The 16,825-nt window shown below is 65.9% G+C and carries 12 protein-coding genes; 4 read left to right on the forward strand and 8 right to left on the reverse strand.

All coding sequences use genetic code 11. From position 1 onward, the window contains the following. Positions 1-91: 91 nt before the first annotated feature. The 7 genes from mgrA to glmS all read right to left on the reverse strand — a co-directional run bounded on the left by mgrA (position 92) and on the right by glmS (position 11,699). Positions 92-1,132, reverse strand: a complete 1,041-nt coding sequence (gene mgrA, locus C563_RS0102135; RefSeq protein WP_018760395.1) for an L-glyceraldehyde 3-phosphate reductase — start codon at positions 1,130-1,132, stop codon at positions 92-94. Positions 1,133-1,229: 97 nt separating this feature from the next. Continuing rightward, on the reverse strand, positions 1,230-2,996 hold the full coding sequence (gene treZ, locus C563_RS0102140; protein ID WP_018760396.1) for a malto-oligosyltrehalose trehalohydrolase: 1,767 nt from the start codon (positions 2,994-2,996) through the stop codon (positions 1,230-1,232). Then, positions 2,993-5,320, reverse strand: coding sequence for a malto-oligosyltrehalose synthase (treY, locus tag C563_RS0102145; RefSeq protein ID WP_018760397.1), 2,328 nt, complete (start codon positions 5,318-5,320; stop codon positions 2,993-2,995). Before treY ends, treZ begins: the two co-directional genes overlap by 4 nt. Further along, on the reverse strand, positions 5,317-7,623 hold the full coding sequence (glgX, locus tag C563_RS0102150; protein ID WP_018760398.1) for a glycogen debranching protein GlgX: 2,307 nt from the start codon (positions 7,621-7,623) through the stop codon (positions 5,317-5,319). Before glgX ends, treY begins: the two co-directional genes overlap by 4 nt. Before the next feature lie 69 nt (positions 7,624-7,692). Then, entirely contained in the window at positions 7,693-9,288 is a 1,596-nt protein-coding gene (locus C563_RS0102155; RefSeq protein ID WP_018760399.1) for a bifunctional ADP-dependent NAD(P)H-hydrate dehydratase/NAD(P)H-hydrate epimerase, read from the reverse strand. A 15-nt stretch (positions 9,289-9,303) separates the two neighbouring features. Then, positions 9,304-9,651: a holo-ACP synthase gene (locus C563_RS0102160; RefSeq protein ID WP_018760400.1), complete on the reverse strand. Its 348-nt coding sequence runs from the start codon at positions 9,649-9,651 to the stop codon at positions 9,304-9,306. Between the two features lie 155 nt (positions 9,652-9,806). Beyond that, on the reverse strand, positions 9,807-11,699 hold the full coding sequence (glmS, locus tag C563_RS0102165; RefSeq protein ID WP_026264287.1) for a glutamine--fructose-6-phosphate transaminase (isomerizing): 1,893 nt from the start codon (positions 11,697-11,699) through the stop codon (positions 9,807-9,809). A 105-nt stretch (positions 11,700-11,804) separates the two neighbouring features. On the opposite strand from glmS, the gene coaA reads away from it, so the two are divergent. The 4 genes from coaA (at position 11,805) to C563_RS0102185 (ending at position 15,398) form a co-directional block, all read left to right on the forward strand. Further along, complete coding sequence (coaA, locus tag C563_RS0102170) at positions 11,805-12,800, forward strand: type I pantothenate kinase (protein ID WP_196803302.1); 996 nt, start codon at positions 11,805-11,807, stop codon at positions 12,798-12,800. Between the two features lie 5 nt (positions 12,801-12,805). Beyond that, entirely contained in the window at positions 12,806-13,621 is an 816-nt protein-coding gene (locus C563_RS0102175; RefSeq protein WP_018760403.1) for a M15 family metallopeptidase, read from the forward strand. Positions 13,622-13,714: 93 nt separating this feature from the next. Next, positions 13,715-14,119 (forward strand): large conductance mechanosensitive channel protein MscL, encoded by a 405-nt coding sequence (gene mscL, locus C563_RS0102180; protein WP_018760404.1) that lies wholly within the window; start codon positions 13,715-13,717, stop codon positions 14,117-14,119. Between the two features lie 109 nt (positions 14,120-14,228). Further along, positions 14,229-15,398 (forward strand): glycosyltransferase 87 family protein, encoded by a 1,170-nt coding sequence (locus C563_RS0102185; RefSeq protein WP_018760405.1) that lies wholly within the window; start codon positions 14,229-14,231, stop codon positions 15,396-15,398. On the opposite strand, the gene glmM is transcribed toward C563_RS0102185, so the two are convergent. Next, complete coding sequence (glmM, locus tag C563_RS0102190; RefSeq protein ID WP_026264289.1) at positions 15,388-16,749, reverse strand: phosphoglucosamine mutase; 1,362 nt, start codon at positions 16,747-16,749, stop codon at positions 15,388-15,390. The genes C563_RS0102185 and glmM overlap by 11 nt on opposite strands. Positions 16,750-16,825 lie beyond the last annotated feature (76 nt).

A 16,825-nucleotide genomic window follows, 5' to 3' on the forward strand; every position in this document is an offset into this window, starting at 1 on the left:
TCATACTACCCAACGCAGCGGGACCCGGCGCTGCTGCGCCGGGTCCCGCTGCGTAAGAAAGCTTCGTCAGCGCTGTCCGTTGAAGCGGACGTTACGACTCCTGCTTCCAGAGGTTGATATCGGACTCCACGGCGAACTCGTCGATGGCGGTGAGTTCGTCGGCGGAAAACTCGAGGTTGTTGATGGCGGAGAGTGTGTCCTCGAGTTGGCTGACGCTGGAGGCGCCCACCAGGGCAGAGGTGACCGGTGAGCCCTTCGGCTGGTCGCGCAGGATCCAGGCGATGGCCATTTGGGCCAGTGACTGCCCGCGGCCCTCGGCAATGCGCCGCAGCCCGCGGACCCGGTCCAGCTTCTCTTCAGTGATGGAGTCCTCGGAAAGGAACCGGGCCTTGGCGGCACGGGAATCTTCCGGGATGCCATGGAGGTAGCGGTCGGTGAGCATCCCCTGGGCGAGGGGCGAGAATGCGATGGATCCGGCGCCCACCTGGTCCAGCGCCTCGTACAGGTTGGGCGATCCGTCCTCGGTCCAGCGGTTCAGCATGGAGTAGCTGGGCTGGTGGATGAGCAGCGGCGTTCCCATCTCTTTCAGGATCCGGGCTGCCTCAAGCGTCTGCTCAGGAGTGTAGGAGGAGATGCCGGCATAGAGTGCCTTGCCGGACCGGACCGCGTAGTCCAGGGCGCCCATGGTCTCTTCCAGCGGCGTCTCGGGATCGGGCCGGTGGCTGTAAAAGATGTCCACGTAATCAAGGCCCATGCGTTGCAGCGACTGGTCGAGGCTGGAGATCAGGTACTTGCGGGATCCCCACTCGCCGTACGGGCCGGGCCACATGTAATAGCCGGCCTTGGTGGAGATCACCAGTTCGTCCCGGTAGGGCTTGAAGTCGTCCTTGAGGTGGCGGCCGAAGTTGGTTTCGGCGGAGCCGTCAGGGGGCCCGTAGTTGTTGGCGAGGTCGAAGTGGTTCACGCCGAGGTCGAAGGCCCGGCGCAGGATGTTCCGTTGCTCTTCAAAGCGCTTGTCGTCGCCGAAGTTGTGCCAGAGGCCCAGGGAGATGGCAGGGAGTTTGAGTCCGCTGCGGCCGACACGGCGGTAGGGCATGGAGTCGTAGCGGTTGTCCGCTGCTGAATAAGTCATGGGTTCCATCCTGCCAGTTGTGACGCGCTGCACATCATGTGTTAGCGCTCAGCAGAAAAGTTACGCCGCGGATGCCCGCGGCGTAACTTCTCCCTTCCTAGGACGCGAGGATGGCCGCGCTCCACGGAGCCAAGGCCAGGTAGCCGCCGTCCAGGCCGGTCCCGTCATCCGTGGCCAGCAGGACGTTCCCCGAAGCGTCGAGGCGTACCTTCGCGTCGGTGAAATTCACCAGCACCTCAACGGAACCGCGGCGGAACCGCAGCCAGCCGGCGTCGTCGTCAAACTTCACCTGCGTGCCGTCAAAGCCAAGGCCTGCCAGCTCCGGATGGGAGCGGCGCAGCGCCGTCAGCGACCGGTACAGCTCCAGCAACCGGGCGTGCTCGCCCGTGGTGGCCTCGGCCCAGTCCAGCGTGGACCGGCGGAAGGTTTCCGGGTCCTGCGGATCCGGCACGACGGCGGGATCCCACCCCATGCGCTCGAACTCCCTGATGCGCCCTTCCGCGGTGGCTTTCCCAAGCTCGGGTTCCGGGTGGGAGGTGAAGAACTGCCACGGCGTGGTGGCACCGTATTCCTCGCCCATGAACAGCATGGGCGTGAACGGCGAGGTCAGGGTGAGCACCGCGGCCACGGCCAGTTGTCCGTACGACAGGGACTGCGAGAGCCTGTCCCCCGTGGCCCGGTTGCCGATCTGGTCGTGGTTCTGGTTGCAGACCACCAGTGCCTCCGGGTGCACCAGGGCACCGTTGATAGGCCGCCCGTGGTGCCGGCCTCGGAAGCTGGAGTAGCTGCCGTCGTGCAGGAACCCGTCCTTCAGCACCTTGGCCAGCACGGCCAAGGACTCGAAGTCGGAGTAGTAGCCGGTGGTCTCGCCACTGACATTGACGTGTACCGCGTGGTGGAAGTCGTCGCTCCACTGGCCGGCCAGGCCGTACCCGTTGGCGTCCCGGGGGTAGATCAGGCGAGGATTGTTCAGGTCCGATTCGGCAATGAGGGTCTTGGGCAGCCCGGTTTCAGCCGAGACAGCGTCGCCCAAAGCGCCCAATTCCTCAAGGATGTGGACTGCGCGCTCATCCCGCAGCGCGTGCACGGCATCGAGGCGGAGTCCGTCCACGTGGTAGTCGCGCAGCCAGAGGGCCGCGTTGTCCAGGATGTATTCGCGCACCACATCCGAACCTGGCCCGTCCAGGTTCACCGAGTCGCCCCACGTGTTGGCATCGCCCTGCTTCAGGTACGGGCCGAACTTGGGCAGGTAGTTGCCGCTGGGTCCCAGGTGGTTGTACACCACGTCCTGGATGACGCCGAGCCCGGCGGCATGGGCGGCATCCACGAACCGCTGGTACGCGGCCGGCCCGCCGTAGCCCTCGTGCACCGCGTACCACTGGACGCCGTCGTAGCCCCAGTTGTGCGTTCCGTTGAACCCGTTGACCGGCAACAGCTCCACGAAGTCGATGCCCAGGTCCACCAGGTAGCCCAGCTTGTCCACCGCGGCATCCAGGGTTCCTTCGGGAGTAAAGGTGCCCACGTGGAGTTCGTAGATCACGGAACCCTGCAGATCCTTGCCGCGCCACCCCGTGTCCTGCCACGCGAAGGAGGCAGGATCGTAGGTGCGGGACAGCTTGTGCACACCGGCGGGCAGGCGGCGCGACCTTGGATCCGGGACAGGAGTGGAGTCCCCGTCCAGCAGGTAGCCGTAGTCCACATCGCCGCCGGCCGGGGCGTCAGGTGCGGTCCACCATCCCTCGGATCCGGGAGCCGTGTCCATTTTCTGCATGGGGTATGCACGGCCATCGGCCTGCAGGACCACCGATGAAGCGTCCGGCGCCCACACATCGAACCGCCCGGGGCCAGCGTTGACGAGCGTCATTCGTTCCCTCCATCCACGGGGACCAGCAGGGCCACCGGGTAGGTGCCCAGCAGCTCGGCCACGGCAATCGGGCCCGGTCCGTAGCCGGCGCCCGTCAGTTCGTCGCGCATGGCGGTGGAAAGGTCGACGGCGGTGTCCCGCCAGCCGCCGCCGGCTTCCAGTCCGGCCGGGAGCCGGGTAGCAAGTGCCAGCACACCGGTGGAGGCCTCGGTTCCGCGGGAGAACGCGAGCAGGTGATCTGCTGCGGCCCCGGTGGCGGCCACGGGAGCGTAGCCCTGGAACAGCTCGGGCCGGTCCCGCCGCAGGCGCAACGCCCGCGAGGTGACCAGAAGCTTGCTGGCTTCCGTGCCCGCGGCCGGCAACTGTCCGGCGTCGAGCTTTGCCAGCTCCGCCTGCCGGACAGCAAAGTCCACCGGCCGGCGGTTGTCCGGGTCCGTGAGTGACCGTTCCCAGAACTCGCTGCCCTGGTATACATCCGGCACACCCGGCATGGTCAGCTGGACCAGCTTTGCCGACACCGAATTGGCTGCGGAAAAGGCGTCGATGCGGGCCACGAAGTCCGCGACCACCTTGGCAACCTTCGCGTCGTCGAACACCGCATCCACGGCGGCCTTCACCTTGGACTCGAAGTCCTCGTTGGGATCGGTCCACGTGGTGGAGTTGCCCGCCTCCCGGGCGGCCTTTTCCGCATACCCCTGCAACCGCTCACGGCTGGCGGGCCAGGCGCCGATGATTGCCTGCCACAGCAGGTTCTCGTACGGGCCGTCGGGGATCGGCGCCAGGCCACGTAGCGTGTCCAGCGTTTCCGCCCACTCCCGCGGCAGTTCGGCGATGACCGAGATCCGGGCCCTGGCGTCCTCGCTGCGCTTGGTGTCGTGGGTGGACAGGGTGGTCATGGACAGCGGCAGGTCCTGCTGGCGCCGCTGCATCCGCCGGTGGAATTCCTCCGGGGCCACGGCGAATTCGGTGGGTTCGGCGCCCACCTCGGTCAGGGTGCCCAGCCGGGTGTAGCGGTAGAACGCGGTATCCTCCACGCCCTTGGCCATAACCATGCCGGAGGTCTGCTGGAACCGGATGGCGATGGGGTTGGCAGGGTCCAGGAGCAGCGGGAGGAGGGTGCCCACCGCGACGTCCAGGTCCGGCCGGTGCGCTGCGGCGGATTCGCAGGCTTCCTTGAGGACGTCGGCGCCTACCGGCAGGTAGGACCGGTACACCGGGAAGGATGCGATGATCTCGGCGATGGCGTCGGCTGCCTGGTCCACGCTGAGCCCGTACGACCCGGGAACCAGCCGGGCCAGCCGCAGCACCTCCGAACGCAGGATGCCATCGGCAATCATGCGCTTGGTACCGCGGATCATGGCTGCATAGTCCGCCGGTTCCGCGGTCCCACGCAGACCGGAATCCAGGGCGTCGAGGGCCTGTTGGCCTGCCGGGTCCACGAAGACCCTGTCCACGTCGGCCAGCGCGTCATAACCGGTGGTGCCCTCGCAGGCGAACTCCTGGGGCAGGACTTCACCCGGTTCCAGGATCTTTTCCACCAGGACGTAGGCACCGCCGCTGAGGTCCTTGAGCCACCGGAGGTAGCCGGCGGGATCCGCGAGGCCGTCCGGATGGTCCACACGGAGCCCGTCCACCAGGCCCTCGGTGAACCAGCGGCCTACCTCCGCATGCGCCTGTTCGAAGACGGAAGGTACCTCGACCCGGATCCCGGCGAGGGTGGTCACCGCGAAGAAGCGCCGATAGTTCAGCTCGGCATCGGCACGGCGCCAGTCCATCAGTTGGTAGTGCTGGCGGGCGTGGACGTCCTGCGGGGAGTCCCCTTCGGTGTACGTGCCCTCGGCCAGCGGAAACCGGTGGTCGTAGTAGCGGAGTTCGCCGTCTTTGACCTCAAGTTTGTCCAGGTCGGCGTCCGATCCCAGCATGGGAAGCCGGACTTTTCCGCCGCCCAGTTCCCAGTCGACGTCGAAGGCTTCGGCGTAAGGGGACTCGCGGCCCTCCTTCAGCAGCGACCACCACCACGGGTTCTGTGGCGGTGAGGCCACGCCCACGTGGTTCGGCACAATGTCCACCAGGACGCCCATGCCGTGCTCGCGGGCCGCCTTGGAGAGGGCTAGGAGGCCTTCGGGGCCGCCGCGTTCAGGGTCGACGGCAGAGGGGTCGGTTACGTCGTAACCGTGGTCCGAGCCCTCCTCCGCCGTAAGGATGGGAGACAGGTACACCCAGTCCACGCCGAGGTCCTTCAGGTACGGGACCTTCTCTGCGGCGTCGAAGAGGGTGAAGCTGCTCCGGATTTGGAGCCGGTAGGTGGAAGTCGGCGTCCTCATTTGTCGGTTGCCTTTGTGGCACCCGTTTCGGTTGCCTTTTCGTCAGCTGCGTCGGCGGCTTCGGTGGCTTCGGTTGCCCGCGCCTCGCTCGCCTCCGCTGCCTTGGTCTGGGCCTCCACCATCTCCCCCTGGGCCTCTTCGTGTTCTGCCATGGAGGCCAGGGACGCGGCTGCCGAGGTATCCACTTCAGTCTCGGGGCCTGAGTAGGCGCGCAGTACCACCATCGACTTGGCATCCAGTGCCAGGGTTGCGCCGGCTTTGAGCGGTTCGTAGGCTTCGGCCTGCGCTGCCGTATCGATCAGGACTTCCCAGTACTGGGAGTATTCGTCCGAGGGCAGGCAGAAGTCCACGACGTCGTCGTGGGCGTTGAACGCCATGATGAAGCTGTCGTCGGTGATGCGGCGGCCGCGTGAATCCTGCTCCTGGATGCCGTCGCCGTTGTAGAACACGCCGATGGTCCGGCCGAAGCCGCTTCCCCAGTCTTCGGGCCGCATCTCGGTGCCGTCGGTCTTCAGCCAGACGATGTCCGGGAGCTTTTCGCCCTCACCACGGACTACCGGGCGGCCGTCGAAGAAGCGGCTGCGCCGGAACGTGGGGTGGTCGTGCCGGAGCTTGTTGACGAACGCGGTGAATTCCACCAGCGGCTGGTCCATGGCTTCCCAGTGGATCCAGCTGAGCTCGGAGTCCTGGCAGTAGGTGTTGTTGTTGCCCTGCTGCGTGCGGCCCAGTTCGTCGCCGTGCAGCAGCATGGGCACGCCCTGCGAGAGCATCAGGGTGGCGATGAAGTTCCGCTGCTGCCGGGCCCGCAGGGTCAGGACCTTGTCGTCGTCAGTGTCGCCTTCAACGCCGCAGTTCCAGGACCTGTTGTGCGATTCGCCGTCGTTGTTGCCTTCGCCGTTGGCCTCGTTGTGCTTCTCGTTGTAGGAAACGAGGTCGCGCATGGTGAAGCCGTCGTGGGCGGTGACGAAGTTGATCGACGCCACCGGGCGGCGGGCGGAGCTTTCGTAGAGGTCTGCGGAACCGGTCAGGCGGGATGCGAATTCGCCCAGGGTGGCCGGTTCGCCGCGCCAGAAGTCGCGGACGGTGTCGCGGTACTTACCGTTCCACTCCGTCCACTGCGGCGGGAAGTTGCCCACCTGGTAGCCGCCGGGGCCAACGTCCCACGGCTCGGCGATGAGCTTGACCTGGGAAACGATCGGATCCTGCTGGATGAGTTCGAAGAACGTTGAGAGCTTGTCCACGTCGTAGAACTCGCGGGCCAGGGTGGAGGCGAGGTCGAACCGGAAGCCGTCCACGTGCATCTCGGTGACCCAGTAGCGAAGGGAGTCCATCAGCAGCTGGAGGGAGTGCGGGTGGCGTACGTTCAGCGAGTTGCCCGTGCCGGTGTAGTCCATGTAGTGCTTGAGGTCGTTGTCCACCAGGCGGTAGTAGGCCTGGTTGTCGATTCCCTTGAAGGACAGCGTGGGGCCAAGGTGGTTGCCTTCGGCGGTGTGGTTGTAGACGACGTCGAGGATCACTTCGATGCCGGCCCGGTGCAGGTCGCGGACCATGGCCTTGAACTCCTGGACCTGGTGCCCGACGTCGCCGGTGGCGCTGTAGGTGTTCTGCGGGGCGAAGAACCCGATGGTGTTGTAGCCCCAGTAGTTGTTGAGCCCCTTCTCCACCAGGGTTCCGTCATTGACGAACTGGTGGACCGGCATGAGCTCAATGGCGGTGACGCCAAGCTTCTTCAGGTGCTCAATCACGGCCGGATGCGCCACGCCGGCGTAGGTGCCGCGCTGCTCTTCGGGAATCTCCGGGTGGAGTTCGGTCAGGCCCTTGACGTGGGCTTCGTAGATCACGGACTGGTGGTAGGGAATCCGCAGCTGGCGGTCGCCGTCCCATTCGAAGAACGGGTTGATGACCACGCCGTGCATGGTGTGCGGGGCGGAGTCGGCGTCGTTGCGGGAGTCCGGGTCGCCAAACTCGTAGGAGAACAGGGCCGGGTCCCAGTCGATCTGGCCCTGGATGGCCTTGGCGTAAGGATCCATCAGCAGTTTGTTCGGGTTGAAACGGTTTCCGCTGGCGGGGTCGTACGGACCATGGACGCGGTAGCCGTACTTCTGGCCGGGCTGGATGTGCGGCAGGTAGCAGTGCCAAACATAGCCGTCCACCTCGGTCAGTTCGATCCGGGTCTCGGTCAGGTCATCAGCCAGGAGGCAGAGTTCGACCCGCTCGGCCCGCTCGCTGAACAGGGCGAAATTGGTGCCGGTGCCATCAAAGGTCGCTCCCAGCGGATAGGCAGTTCCAGGCCAGACTTCCATCGTGCTCCTCATTTTGTGGTCAGCAGCAGAGGGCATCGGAACGCCCCTGCTGCTGGTGCGAACTAATGCCTACCGTAGTGGTTGGCTGTGACTATTACGTTTCCAGGCTCCATATTTACTAAGCATGCTGACTTTACCCCAAATTTCAGGTATACCCTCCGCGATGCGGGCCGCCGTGACGGGTCCGCCCGCCACGGACTCCGACGCGGCCGTCCCGGCGCGCCCATGCAGCGCGGCTCCGAGTGCGGCCAGGGCTGCCCAGCGGTCGTCGTCGTCCAGGCCCAGCTGGCGGAAAGGTTCGACGGCGGACCCCGCCTGGGCGAGCAGCGCGCCGATGACACCGGCCAGGACGTCACCGCTCCCGGCCGTGGCCAGCCAAGGGGTGCCGTCCGCCTGGCTGAAGGTCTGGCCGGATGGCGAAGCCACCAGCGTGGTGGCGCCCTTGAGCAGGACGGTGGCACCGGTACGGTCGGCAGCGCGGCGGACGGCGTCGAGGGTACCCGCTTCCACGGCCTCCCGGTCTTCGCCGCCACCGAGCCGCTGGAACAGTGAGGCAAGCTCCCCGGCATGCGGGGTCAGCACCACATGCGGCGCCAGCGTGTCCGGGAGGGCAGGCAAGGCGCCGGCGTCAGCCACGACCGGCAGGCCGGACGTGACGGCATCGCCGGCGCGGGCCAGTTGGCCATGGTCCTTTGGGCCCATGCCGGAGCCCACCAGCCAGGCCTGCACGCGGTTTTCCGCGACGCTCCCCGTGCTGCACACGACCTCGGGGCAGGATTGGCGGACCAGGTGGGCCACTGAAGGCGGGCCAAGGTAGCGGACCATGCCCGAGCCTGCGGCCAGCGCCCCACGGCAGGCGAGGACGGCGGCACCGGGATAGTCTTCAGAGCCGGCCACCACTCCCAGCACACCCCGGGAGTACTTGTGGGCGCGCCGGGCGGGGTGCGGCAGCAGGCCTGCCATCTCGGCGCCTTCAAGCCTGTGCAGGGACGGCTGCGGAAAGTGCTCTTCAATCCCGATCGGTACCACCAGGACGCGGCCGGCATAGTCGGCTCCGGGATCGGCCAGCAGCCCGGACTTCGCTCCCCCGAACGTCACCGTCAGGTCCGCCATGAGCACCTCGCCGGCGGTCTCTCCGCTGTCCGCGTCGACGCCGCTGGGGAGGTCGCAGGCCACCACCAGGCCGTGGGCGCCGCCGGCTGTCCGCGCGCCCGCAAGGGCCTGGACGAAGTCTGCGGCGAGTCCCCGAAGGCCGCCCTTGGCGCCGGTTCCCAGAACGGCGTCTATGACGACGTCGGCGCGCGCGGCTTCCGCCGCCAGCTCCGGAAGTGCCTCTTCGGTGAGGCGGTTCACCCGGCCGCCGGCGCGCTCGAATGCGTCGAGGCCGCCGGAATGGGCGGTGTCCCCGGTGAGTACCGCCGTCGTACGCATTCCCCGGGCGGCGAGGAAGGCAGCAGCGTAGAGCCCGTCTCCACCGTTGTTGCCCTTTCCCGCCAGCACCACCACGTTGGCGCCGTACAGGCGGGCACCGCGTGAACGAAGCTCATGGACGACGCCGGTGGCCAGGCCGTGCGCGGCGCGGAGCATGAGTTCCTCTCCGCGCCCGGCGGCGAGGAGGGGTTCTTCGGCTGCGCGGACCTGGGTTCCGGTATAGGCGGTGATCATGCGGCGGCCGCCGGGTCAGCCTTCGGCCAGTACCGTTGCGGTGGCGATGCCGCCGTCGTGGCTGATGGACAGGTGCCAGCGTTTGACGCCCTTGGCCTCGGCAACCGCCAGGACGGTGCCCTTGACCTGGACGGTGGGCCCGTTCTGGTCCAGGCCGATCCAGCAGTCCTGCCAGTTCATTCCGGCAGGCGCGCCGAGGACCTTGGCCACGGCTTCCTTGGCCGCGAACCGGGCAGCCAGGGACCGGGTGTTCAGTTCCCGCTCCGCGGGGACGAACAGGCGGTCCCTCAGCCCGGGTGTGCGCTCCAGCTGGCGGCCGAACCGCTCGATGTCTACTACGTCTACCCCAATGCCAACGATCATGGGCTCATTCTACGGTGGGACCCTCCCCCGCACGCCCGGGTGCACCGCCGTTGGCGCGGGTTCTTTCCGTTGTCCGCCGATAGCGCAATTGCGTGGGTTAACGCGGGAAGCCCCGGGCTTGTGGGCCCGGGGCTTCCCGCGTTGGGGAGTCACCGCTACTCGACGGTGACGCTCTTGGCCAGGTTGCGGGGCTGGTCCACGTCGTACCCCTTCGCTGCGGCCAGCTCCGCGGCGAAGATCTGCAGCGGAACGGTGGTCAGCAGCGGCATGAGCAGGGTGGGGGTCTCCGGTACGTAGAAGACATACTCGGCGTAGGCCTTGACGGTTTCGTCGCCTTCCTCGGCGATGACCAGGGTGCGGGCGCCGCGGGCACGGACTTCCTGGATGTTGGAGACCACCTTGGCGTGCAGCGAATCGCGTCCGCGCGGGGACGGAACCACGACGAACACCGGCTGGCCTTCGTCGATCAGGGCGATGGGGCCGTGCTTGAGCTCACCGGCGGCGAAGCCCTCGGCGTGGATGTAGGCGATCTCCTTGAGCTTCAGCGCACCTTCAAGGGCCACCGGGTAACCCACGTGGCGGCCCAGGAACAGCACGGACTTCTCGTTGGCCATGCTGCGGGCCAGTTCGCGCAGCGGCCCGGCGTTGTCCAGGATCTTTTGGATCTTGGCGGGGATCTTGTTCAGGTCCGCCAGGACGTCCTTGATTTGGCCGGAGAAGATGTTGCCGCGCAGCTGTGCGAGGTACAGGCCCAGCAGGTAGGCGGCGGTGATCTGCGCCAGGAAGGCCTTGGTGGAGGCGACGGCGATTTCCGGCCCGGCGTGCGTGTACAGGACGGCGTCGGATTCACGCGGGATGGTGGAGCCGTTGGTGTTGCAGATGGAGATGGTCTTGGCGCCCTGTTCGCGGGCGTAACGGACCGCCATCAGGGTGTCCATGGTCTCGCCGGACTGGCTGATGGACACCACCAGGGTGTTCTCGTCCAGGATGGGATCGCGGTAGCGGAACTCGTGTGCCAGTTCCACCTCGGTGGGAATCCGGCACCAGTTCTCGATGGCGTACTTGGCCACCATCCCCGCATAGGCGGCGGTGCCGCAGGCCAGGACAATGATCTTGTTGACCTGCTTGAGCAGCTCCGGATCGATCCGCACCTCGTCCAGCGTCAGTTTGCCCTTGATGTCCGAGCGTCCCAGCAGGGTCTGTGCCACGGCGTCGGGCTGGTCGTTGATCTCTTTCTCCATGAAGGAGGAGAAGCCGCCCTTTTCCGCCGAGGCCGGGTCCCAGTCGACGTGGTATTCCTTGCCGGAGGCCGGGTTGCCGTAGAAGTCGGTGATGTCCACCGAGTCCGCCGTGATGGTGACGATCTGGTCCTGGCCCAGCTCTACGGCCCGGCGGGTGTAGTCGATGAACCCGGACACGTCCGAGCCCAGGAAGTTCTCGCCGTCGCCCAGGCCCACCACCAGCGGTGAGTTGCGGCGGGCGGCCACGACGACGTCGGGCTGGTCCGCGTGCACGGCCAGCAGGGTGAAGGCGCCTTCGAGGCGCTGGCAGGCCAGCTCCATGGCGTGGGTCAGTCCGTCGTTCGCGGTGTGCCCGCCCAGCTTGTTCCGGAGAATGTCGGCCAGGAGTGCAGCGGCCACCTCGGTGTCCGTTTCGGAGAGGAAGGTGACGCCCTTTTCCAGCAGCTCGAGCTTGAGCTCAGCGAAGTTCTCGATGATGCCGTTGTGGATCACGGCCAGCTTGCCGCCGTCCGCCAGGTGCGGGTGCGCGTTGCGGTCCGTGGGACCGCCGTGCGTCGCCCAGCGGGTGTGCCCGATCCCGGTCACCGTCTCGGGCAGCGGGCGCGCCTCCAGCTCGGCGATCAGGTTGCTCAGCTTTCCGGACTTCTTCCGCGACTCGATGGCGCCCTCGGACACCACTGCCACACCGGCAGAGTCATAGCCGCGGTACTCCAGGCGGCGGAGCCCCTCAAGGACAACGTCGAGCGCGCTGTGACCATTAATTGCACCGTCGGTCGAACGGCCTACGTAACCCACGATTCCACACATAGGCACAAGACTATCGGCAGCGTGCCGGTTGCTCTAAACCGGTAAGCGCCGGCGCACGGCCCGCGTGACGCAGCTCGCCGCGCTGAGCAGGGGCGTCATTTCGCGATGCGCCGGGCGGGGGGCAGAATCTTTAGCGTGACTTCGCAACGCAATGAAGCGAACGGGGAGGGTGCCTCTCCGTTCGTGGAGCTGGACCGGCATACCTGGTCCCGGCTCGCAGCCCAGATGGAACAGCCCCTTAACGAAGAGGATGTGCTGCGCCTTCGCGGGCTCGGCGACCCCTTGGACATGAACGAAGTCCGCGACGTCTACCTCCCCCTCTCGCGGCTCCTGCACCTGTATGTGGAGGCGGCCGGGCAGCTGCATGCAGCCACCACCACCTTCCTGGGTGAGCAGACCCAGCGCACGCCGTTCGTGATCGGGGTGGCCGGTTCCGTCGCGGTAGGCAAGTCCACCATCGCCCGCGTGCTGCGCGAGATGCTGCGCCGCTGGCCCGGTACCCCCAATGTTGAACTGATCACCACCGACGGTTTCCTGTATCCGCTTGCTGAACTGAAGCGCCGGCAACTGCTGGACCGGAAGGGGTTCCCCGAGTCCTACGACCGCCGGGCGCTCCTCCGTTTCGTGAGCGAAATCAAAGGCGGGGCCGAGGAAGTGCGGGCACCCTGGTACTCGCACGTCACCTACGACATCGTGCCGGAAAAGGAAGTGGTGGTGCGCCGGCCGGACGTGCTGATCGTGGAGGGCCTGAACGTGCTGGCCCCGGCCCGGCCCCGGCATGACGGACGCCAAGGGCTGGCGCTGAGCGACTTCTTCGACTTCTCCATCTATGTCGATGCCAAGACCTCCTACATCGAGGAGTGGTACGTGGACCGGTTCCGGAAGCTGCGGAGCACCGCGTTCGCGCAGCCGGAGTCCTACTTCCACCGTTACGCCACCCTCTCCGATGAGGAAGCCGAGAACACCGCGCGGGACATCTGGAAGCGGATCAACGAGCCCAACCTGGAGGAAAACGTCCTGCCCACAAGGGGCCGGGCGCAACTGGTGCTGACCAAAGAGGCTGACCATTCCATCCGCCGCATGCTCCTGAGGAAGGTCTAGCACACGTGTGCTACGAATGCGGACCGGCCACGCGCCGCAGCTTTGCCCGCTTCCTCGCGGCGGGGGCAGGGCTGACGGTCCTGGCAGCCTGCACGCCGGCGGCGCCCTCCCCTGCTGCGGTCACCGCTTCAGCGGGCCCGACGGCGGAAACCGCCACGGTGGGCCAGTCGCCGGAAGCGCAGTCCCCCACACCGTCGCCCTCGGCCACGTTGGCGCGGCAGTTCTCGCTGGACGACCCCGCGAGCCAGTGGGTCATCGTCAACAAGCACCGGCCGCTGGCGCCCGCGGACTATGCGCCGGCTGACTTGGTGCGTCCCGCCGTCGCCATTTCCGCCGCGGGTGAAGCGGCCCTGCTGAACAGCACGACGGCGGCAGCGGCCGAGGCGTTGTTCGCGGCTGCGGCGCGGGATGGCGTGGCAATGGTCCTGGCCAGCGGCTACCGCTCGTACGGCACGCAAGTGACCACCTACAACGGGTACGTCGCCGCGCGGGGACAGGCCGACGCCGACACCGCCAGTGCGCGGCCCGGCCACTCGGAGCACCAGACGGGATGGGCCTTCGACATCGGGGACGGCGGCGGGGCCTGCAGCTTCGAGCCATGTTTCGCAGACCAGCCGGCGGCCACCTGGGCGAAAGCGAACGCCTACAGGTACGGCTTCGTCGTGCGCTATCCGTGGATGCTACACCCCATCACGGGCTACTACTACGAGCCCTGGCACCTTCGGTTCGTAGGGGTTGAGGCTGCCACTGACATGGCGAAGCGCGGCATCGGCACCTTGGAGGAATACTTCGGCCTGGAAGCGGCGCCCGCCTACCCGTGAGGGACGCACCAGGCTCTTGCCGGGCCTGACACGCAGCGGGAATTTACCTCGGCGTCATCCGGAGGCCTGCGGCTGTGGGCTAGCGTGGTTCCCATGCTGACAGGATTCAAGAATTTCATCATGAAAGGCAACGTCGTTGACCTTGCCGTCGCGGTTGTCATGGGTACTGCCTTCGGTGCAGTGGTGACGGCGATGGTGAACAAGGTGCTCATGCCATTCATTTCCGGCCTGGTGGGTGCGCCGAACTTTGACAGCTTTGCGAGGGTTGAACTGAATGGCAACGCGATCGAGTTCGGTGTGCTGCTGACCGCGATCGTCAACTTCCTGCTGATTGCGGGCGCCATCTACTTTGTGGTGGTCATGCCCATGAACCACATGATCGAGCGCCGCAACCGCCGGCTGGGCATCGACAAGAACGTCAAGGAGGAGGCTGCTGAGGATCCGCAGGTTGCGCTCCTGACCGAAATCCGTGACGCACTGAAGGACCGCACCGTCTAGGTCCTTCCTTAAAAGCCAGTGGCCCGCTTCCCTTCCGGGAGGCGGGCCACATTTGGTTGGTTTCCTAATAGCGTTGACATATCGGCGTTCCTCACCAAATGATGGCGCAATGGGGGACGCCATAACCAAGCAAACGGAAGTGCCATCAAAAACTCTGCGCCGGACAACTCCGCCGGCGGTTACGGTCCTGCTCGTCGTCATGGCGCTGGTTGCCCGTGTTCTCTTAGTTCCGTATGAAAGTGAAGATGCCGCCACTTTTCTCCTACCTTGGATGGAACAGTTTCGAGACCACGGCGTCTGGGCTCTCGGCGGGGACTTCTCGAATTACAACTTCCCGTACTTGTTCCTACTGTTCTTGGTCAGCTTCCTTCCAATTGACCCGCTCATCGCGATAAAAATTGTGTCCATCGCGGGCGATGTTTCACTCGCCTTGGCGGTGGCGGCATTGGCAAAGGAGCTCGGTCCATCACGGCTGGCACCGCGCACAGTAGCGGTGATATCGCTTTTGGCACCCACGGTGCTCGTCAACGGCGCGATGTGGGGACAGTGCGACTCCATCTATACCGCGTTCCTTTTGTTGTCGGCACGGAGCCTGCTTCGGAACAACTACAACTGTGCCTGGTCCTTTTGGGGGGTCGCTGTCGCGTTCAAACTCCAGTCTGTATTCTTTCTTCCAGCCTTGGCGGCAATCTCGCTACGCGGGCGCTTCAATATTCGAGGCGTGTTCATGGCTGCCTTCGTTTGGTTGGCGCTGAGCCTGCCGCCTGTGATCTTTGGGCGGTCTTGGGAAAGTACGCTCACTATCTATGTCAGACAAACACAGGACAACCGATTGGTATCCGGGGCAGCCAACATTTTTGCTATGTTCCCAAACCTGGGCATCGCTGAAGGAAGATGGTGGGGCATCATGCTCTGCGCCGTCGCCATCGGGATCGCAGTGTTCGCCTACTGGCGTGGTGAAGACGTTTCGGAGCGTCGCCTTCTCTTATGCATCACGACGGTCGCCGTGTGCCCCCTGCTGCTGCCCCAAATGCATGACCGTTACTTCTTTGCGGCTGAGGTTATGTCGTTGCTTCTCTTGAACTGGTCACGGCTACGTTTGGTTCCTTGCCTACTGGCCACCACAGGAGCGTTTGTCTATTTCTTGTACTTTGCAAAGAACAGCTACGCGTTGCCTCTTTCGATCGCCTTCCTCGTCCAAACCGTAGCCGTCATCCTCCTGTACCGGGCTCTCATGAGGCACAGCGAGAACGCATATAGGGGCTCAGTCATTCACTAATAAGTTCCAGGGCGAGTTCTGCCCGGACAACTTGCGCCAAGTGCTCGGCGATTGACTGGGCAGTTTCCTCGTCGGCGGCCTCGACCATCACCCGGACAACGGGTTCGGTTCCGGAGGGCCGGAGAAGGACGCGGCCGGTATCGCCGAGCGCCGCTTCCGCAGCCCCCACCGCTTGGGCCAGCACGTCGTTGCTGCCAACCTTGCTGCGGTCCACACCCTTGACGTTGATGAGGACCTGCGGGAGCTTGGTCATCACGGTGGCCAACTCCTTGAGCGGCTTCCCGGTGAGGGCCACCTGTGCGGCGAGCTGCAGGCCGGTGAGGAGGCCGTCACCGGTGGTGGCGTAGTCGGAGAAGATCACGTGGCCGGACTGTTCGCCGCCGAGGTTGTAGCCGCCGTCGCGCATGCCTTCGAGGACGTAGCGGTCCCCCACTGCCGTTTCCATGATGGTGATTCCGGCATCGCGGAGTGCGAGCTTGAGTCCCAGGTTGCTCATCACCGTGGCCACCAAGACGTCGTCCTTGAGCTTCCCGGACTTCTTGAGCGCCACCGCGAGGATGGCCATGATCTGGTCGCCGTCCACTTCGTTGCCTTCGTGGTCAACGGCCAGGCAGCGGTCGGCGTCGCCGTCGTGGGCGATTCCCAGGTCTGCCCCGTGCTTGATCACGGCTTCCTTGAGGGGACCCAAGTGGGTGGAGCCGACGCCGTCGTTGATGTTCAGTCCGTCTGGATCGGCGCCGATGACGATGAGGCGCGCGCCGGCGTCCTTGAAAAGCTGGGGTGAGCATCCGCTGGCGGCGCCGTTGGCGCAGTCAAGGACCACCGTGAGGCCGTCCAGGCGGTGCGGCAGCGTACGCAGGAGGTGGACGATGTAGCGGTCCTCCGCGTCGGAGAAGCGCTGGATGCGGCCCACGTCGGCTCCGGTGGGCCGGACAGCTTCCTTGCCCATCTGGGCTTCAATGGCGTCCTCGACCTCGTCCGGCAGCTTTTGCCCGCCGCGGGCGAAGAACTTGATTCCGTTGTCCGGCGCCGGGTTGTGGGACGCGGAAATCATGACGCCAAAGTCCGCATCGAGGTCCGCCACCAGGTAGGCCGCCGCCGGGGTGGGCAGCACACCGGCGTCATAGACGTCGATGCCCGAGCTGGAGAGTCCGGCCTCCACTGCGGCGGCGATGAATTCGCCACTGGCGCGCGGGTCACGTGCCAGCACCGCGCGCGGGCGGGAGCCGTTGGAGTTGCGGTCATGGCCGAGCACGACGGCGGCCGCCTGGGCCAGCTGCAGGGCCAGCTCAGCTGTCAGCAAGCCGTTGGCCAACCCCCGGACACCATCAGTTCCAAATAATCTAGACACCGGTCAAGTGTAGAGGATGGGGCGTGGGGCCCGGATTCCGGGAGGCAGCCGGAGAAGGTTGACGCTATCTTGAGCC

The sequence above is a fragment of the Arthrobacter sp. 135MFCol5.1 genome (genome assembly GCF_000374865.1).
In the GTDB taxonomy this organism is placed as follows: Bacteria; Actinomycetota; Actinomycetes; order Actinomycetales; family Micrococcaceae; genus Arthrobacter.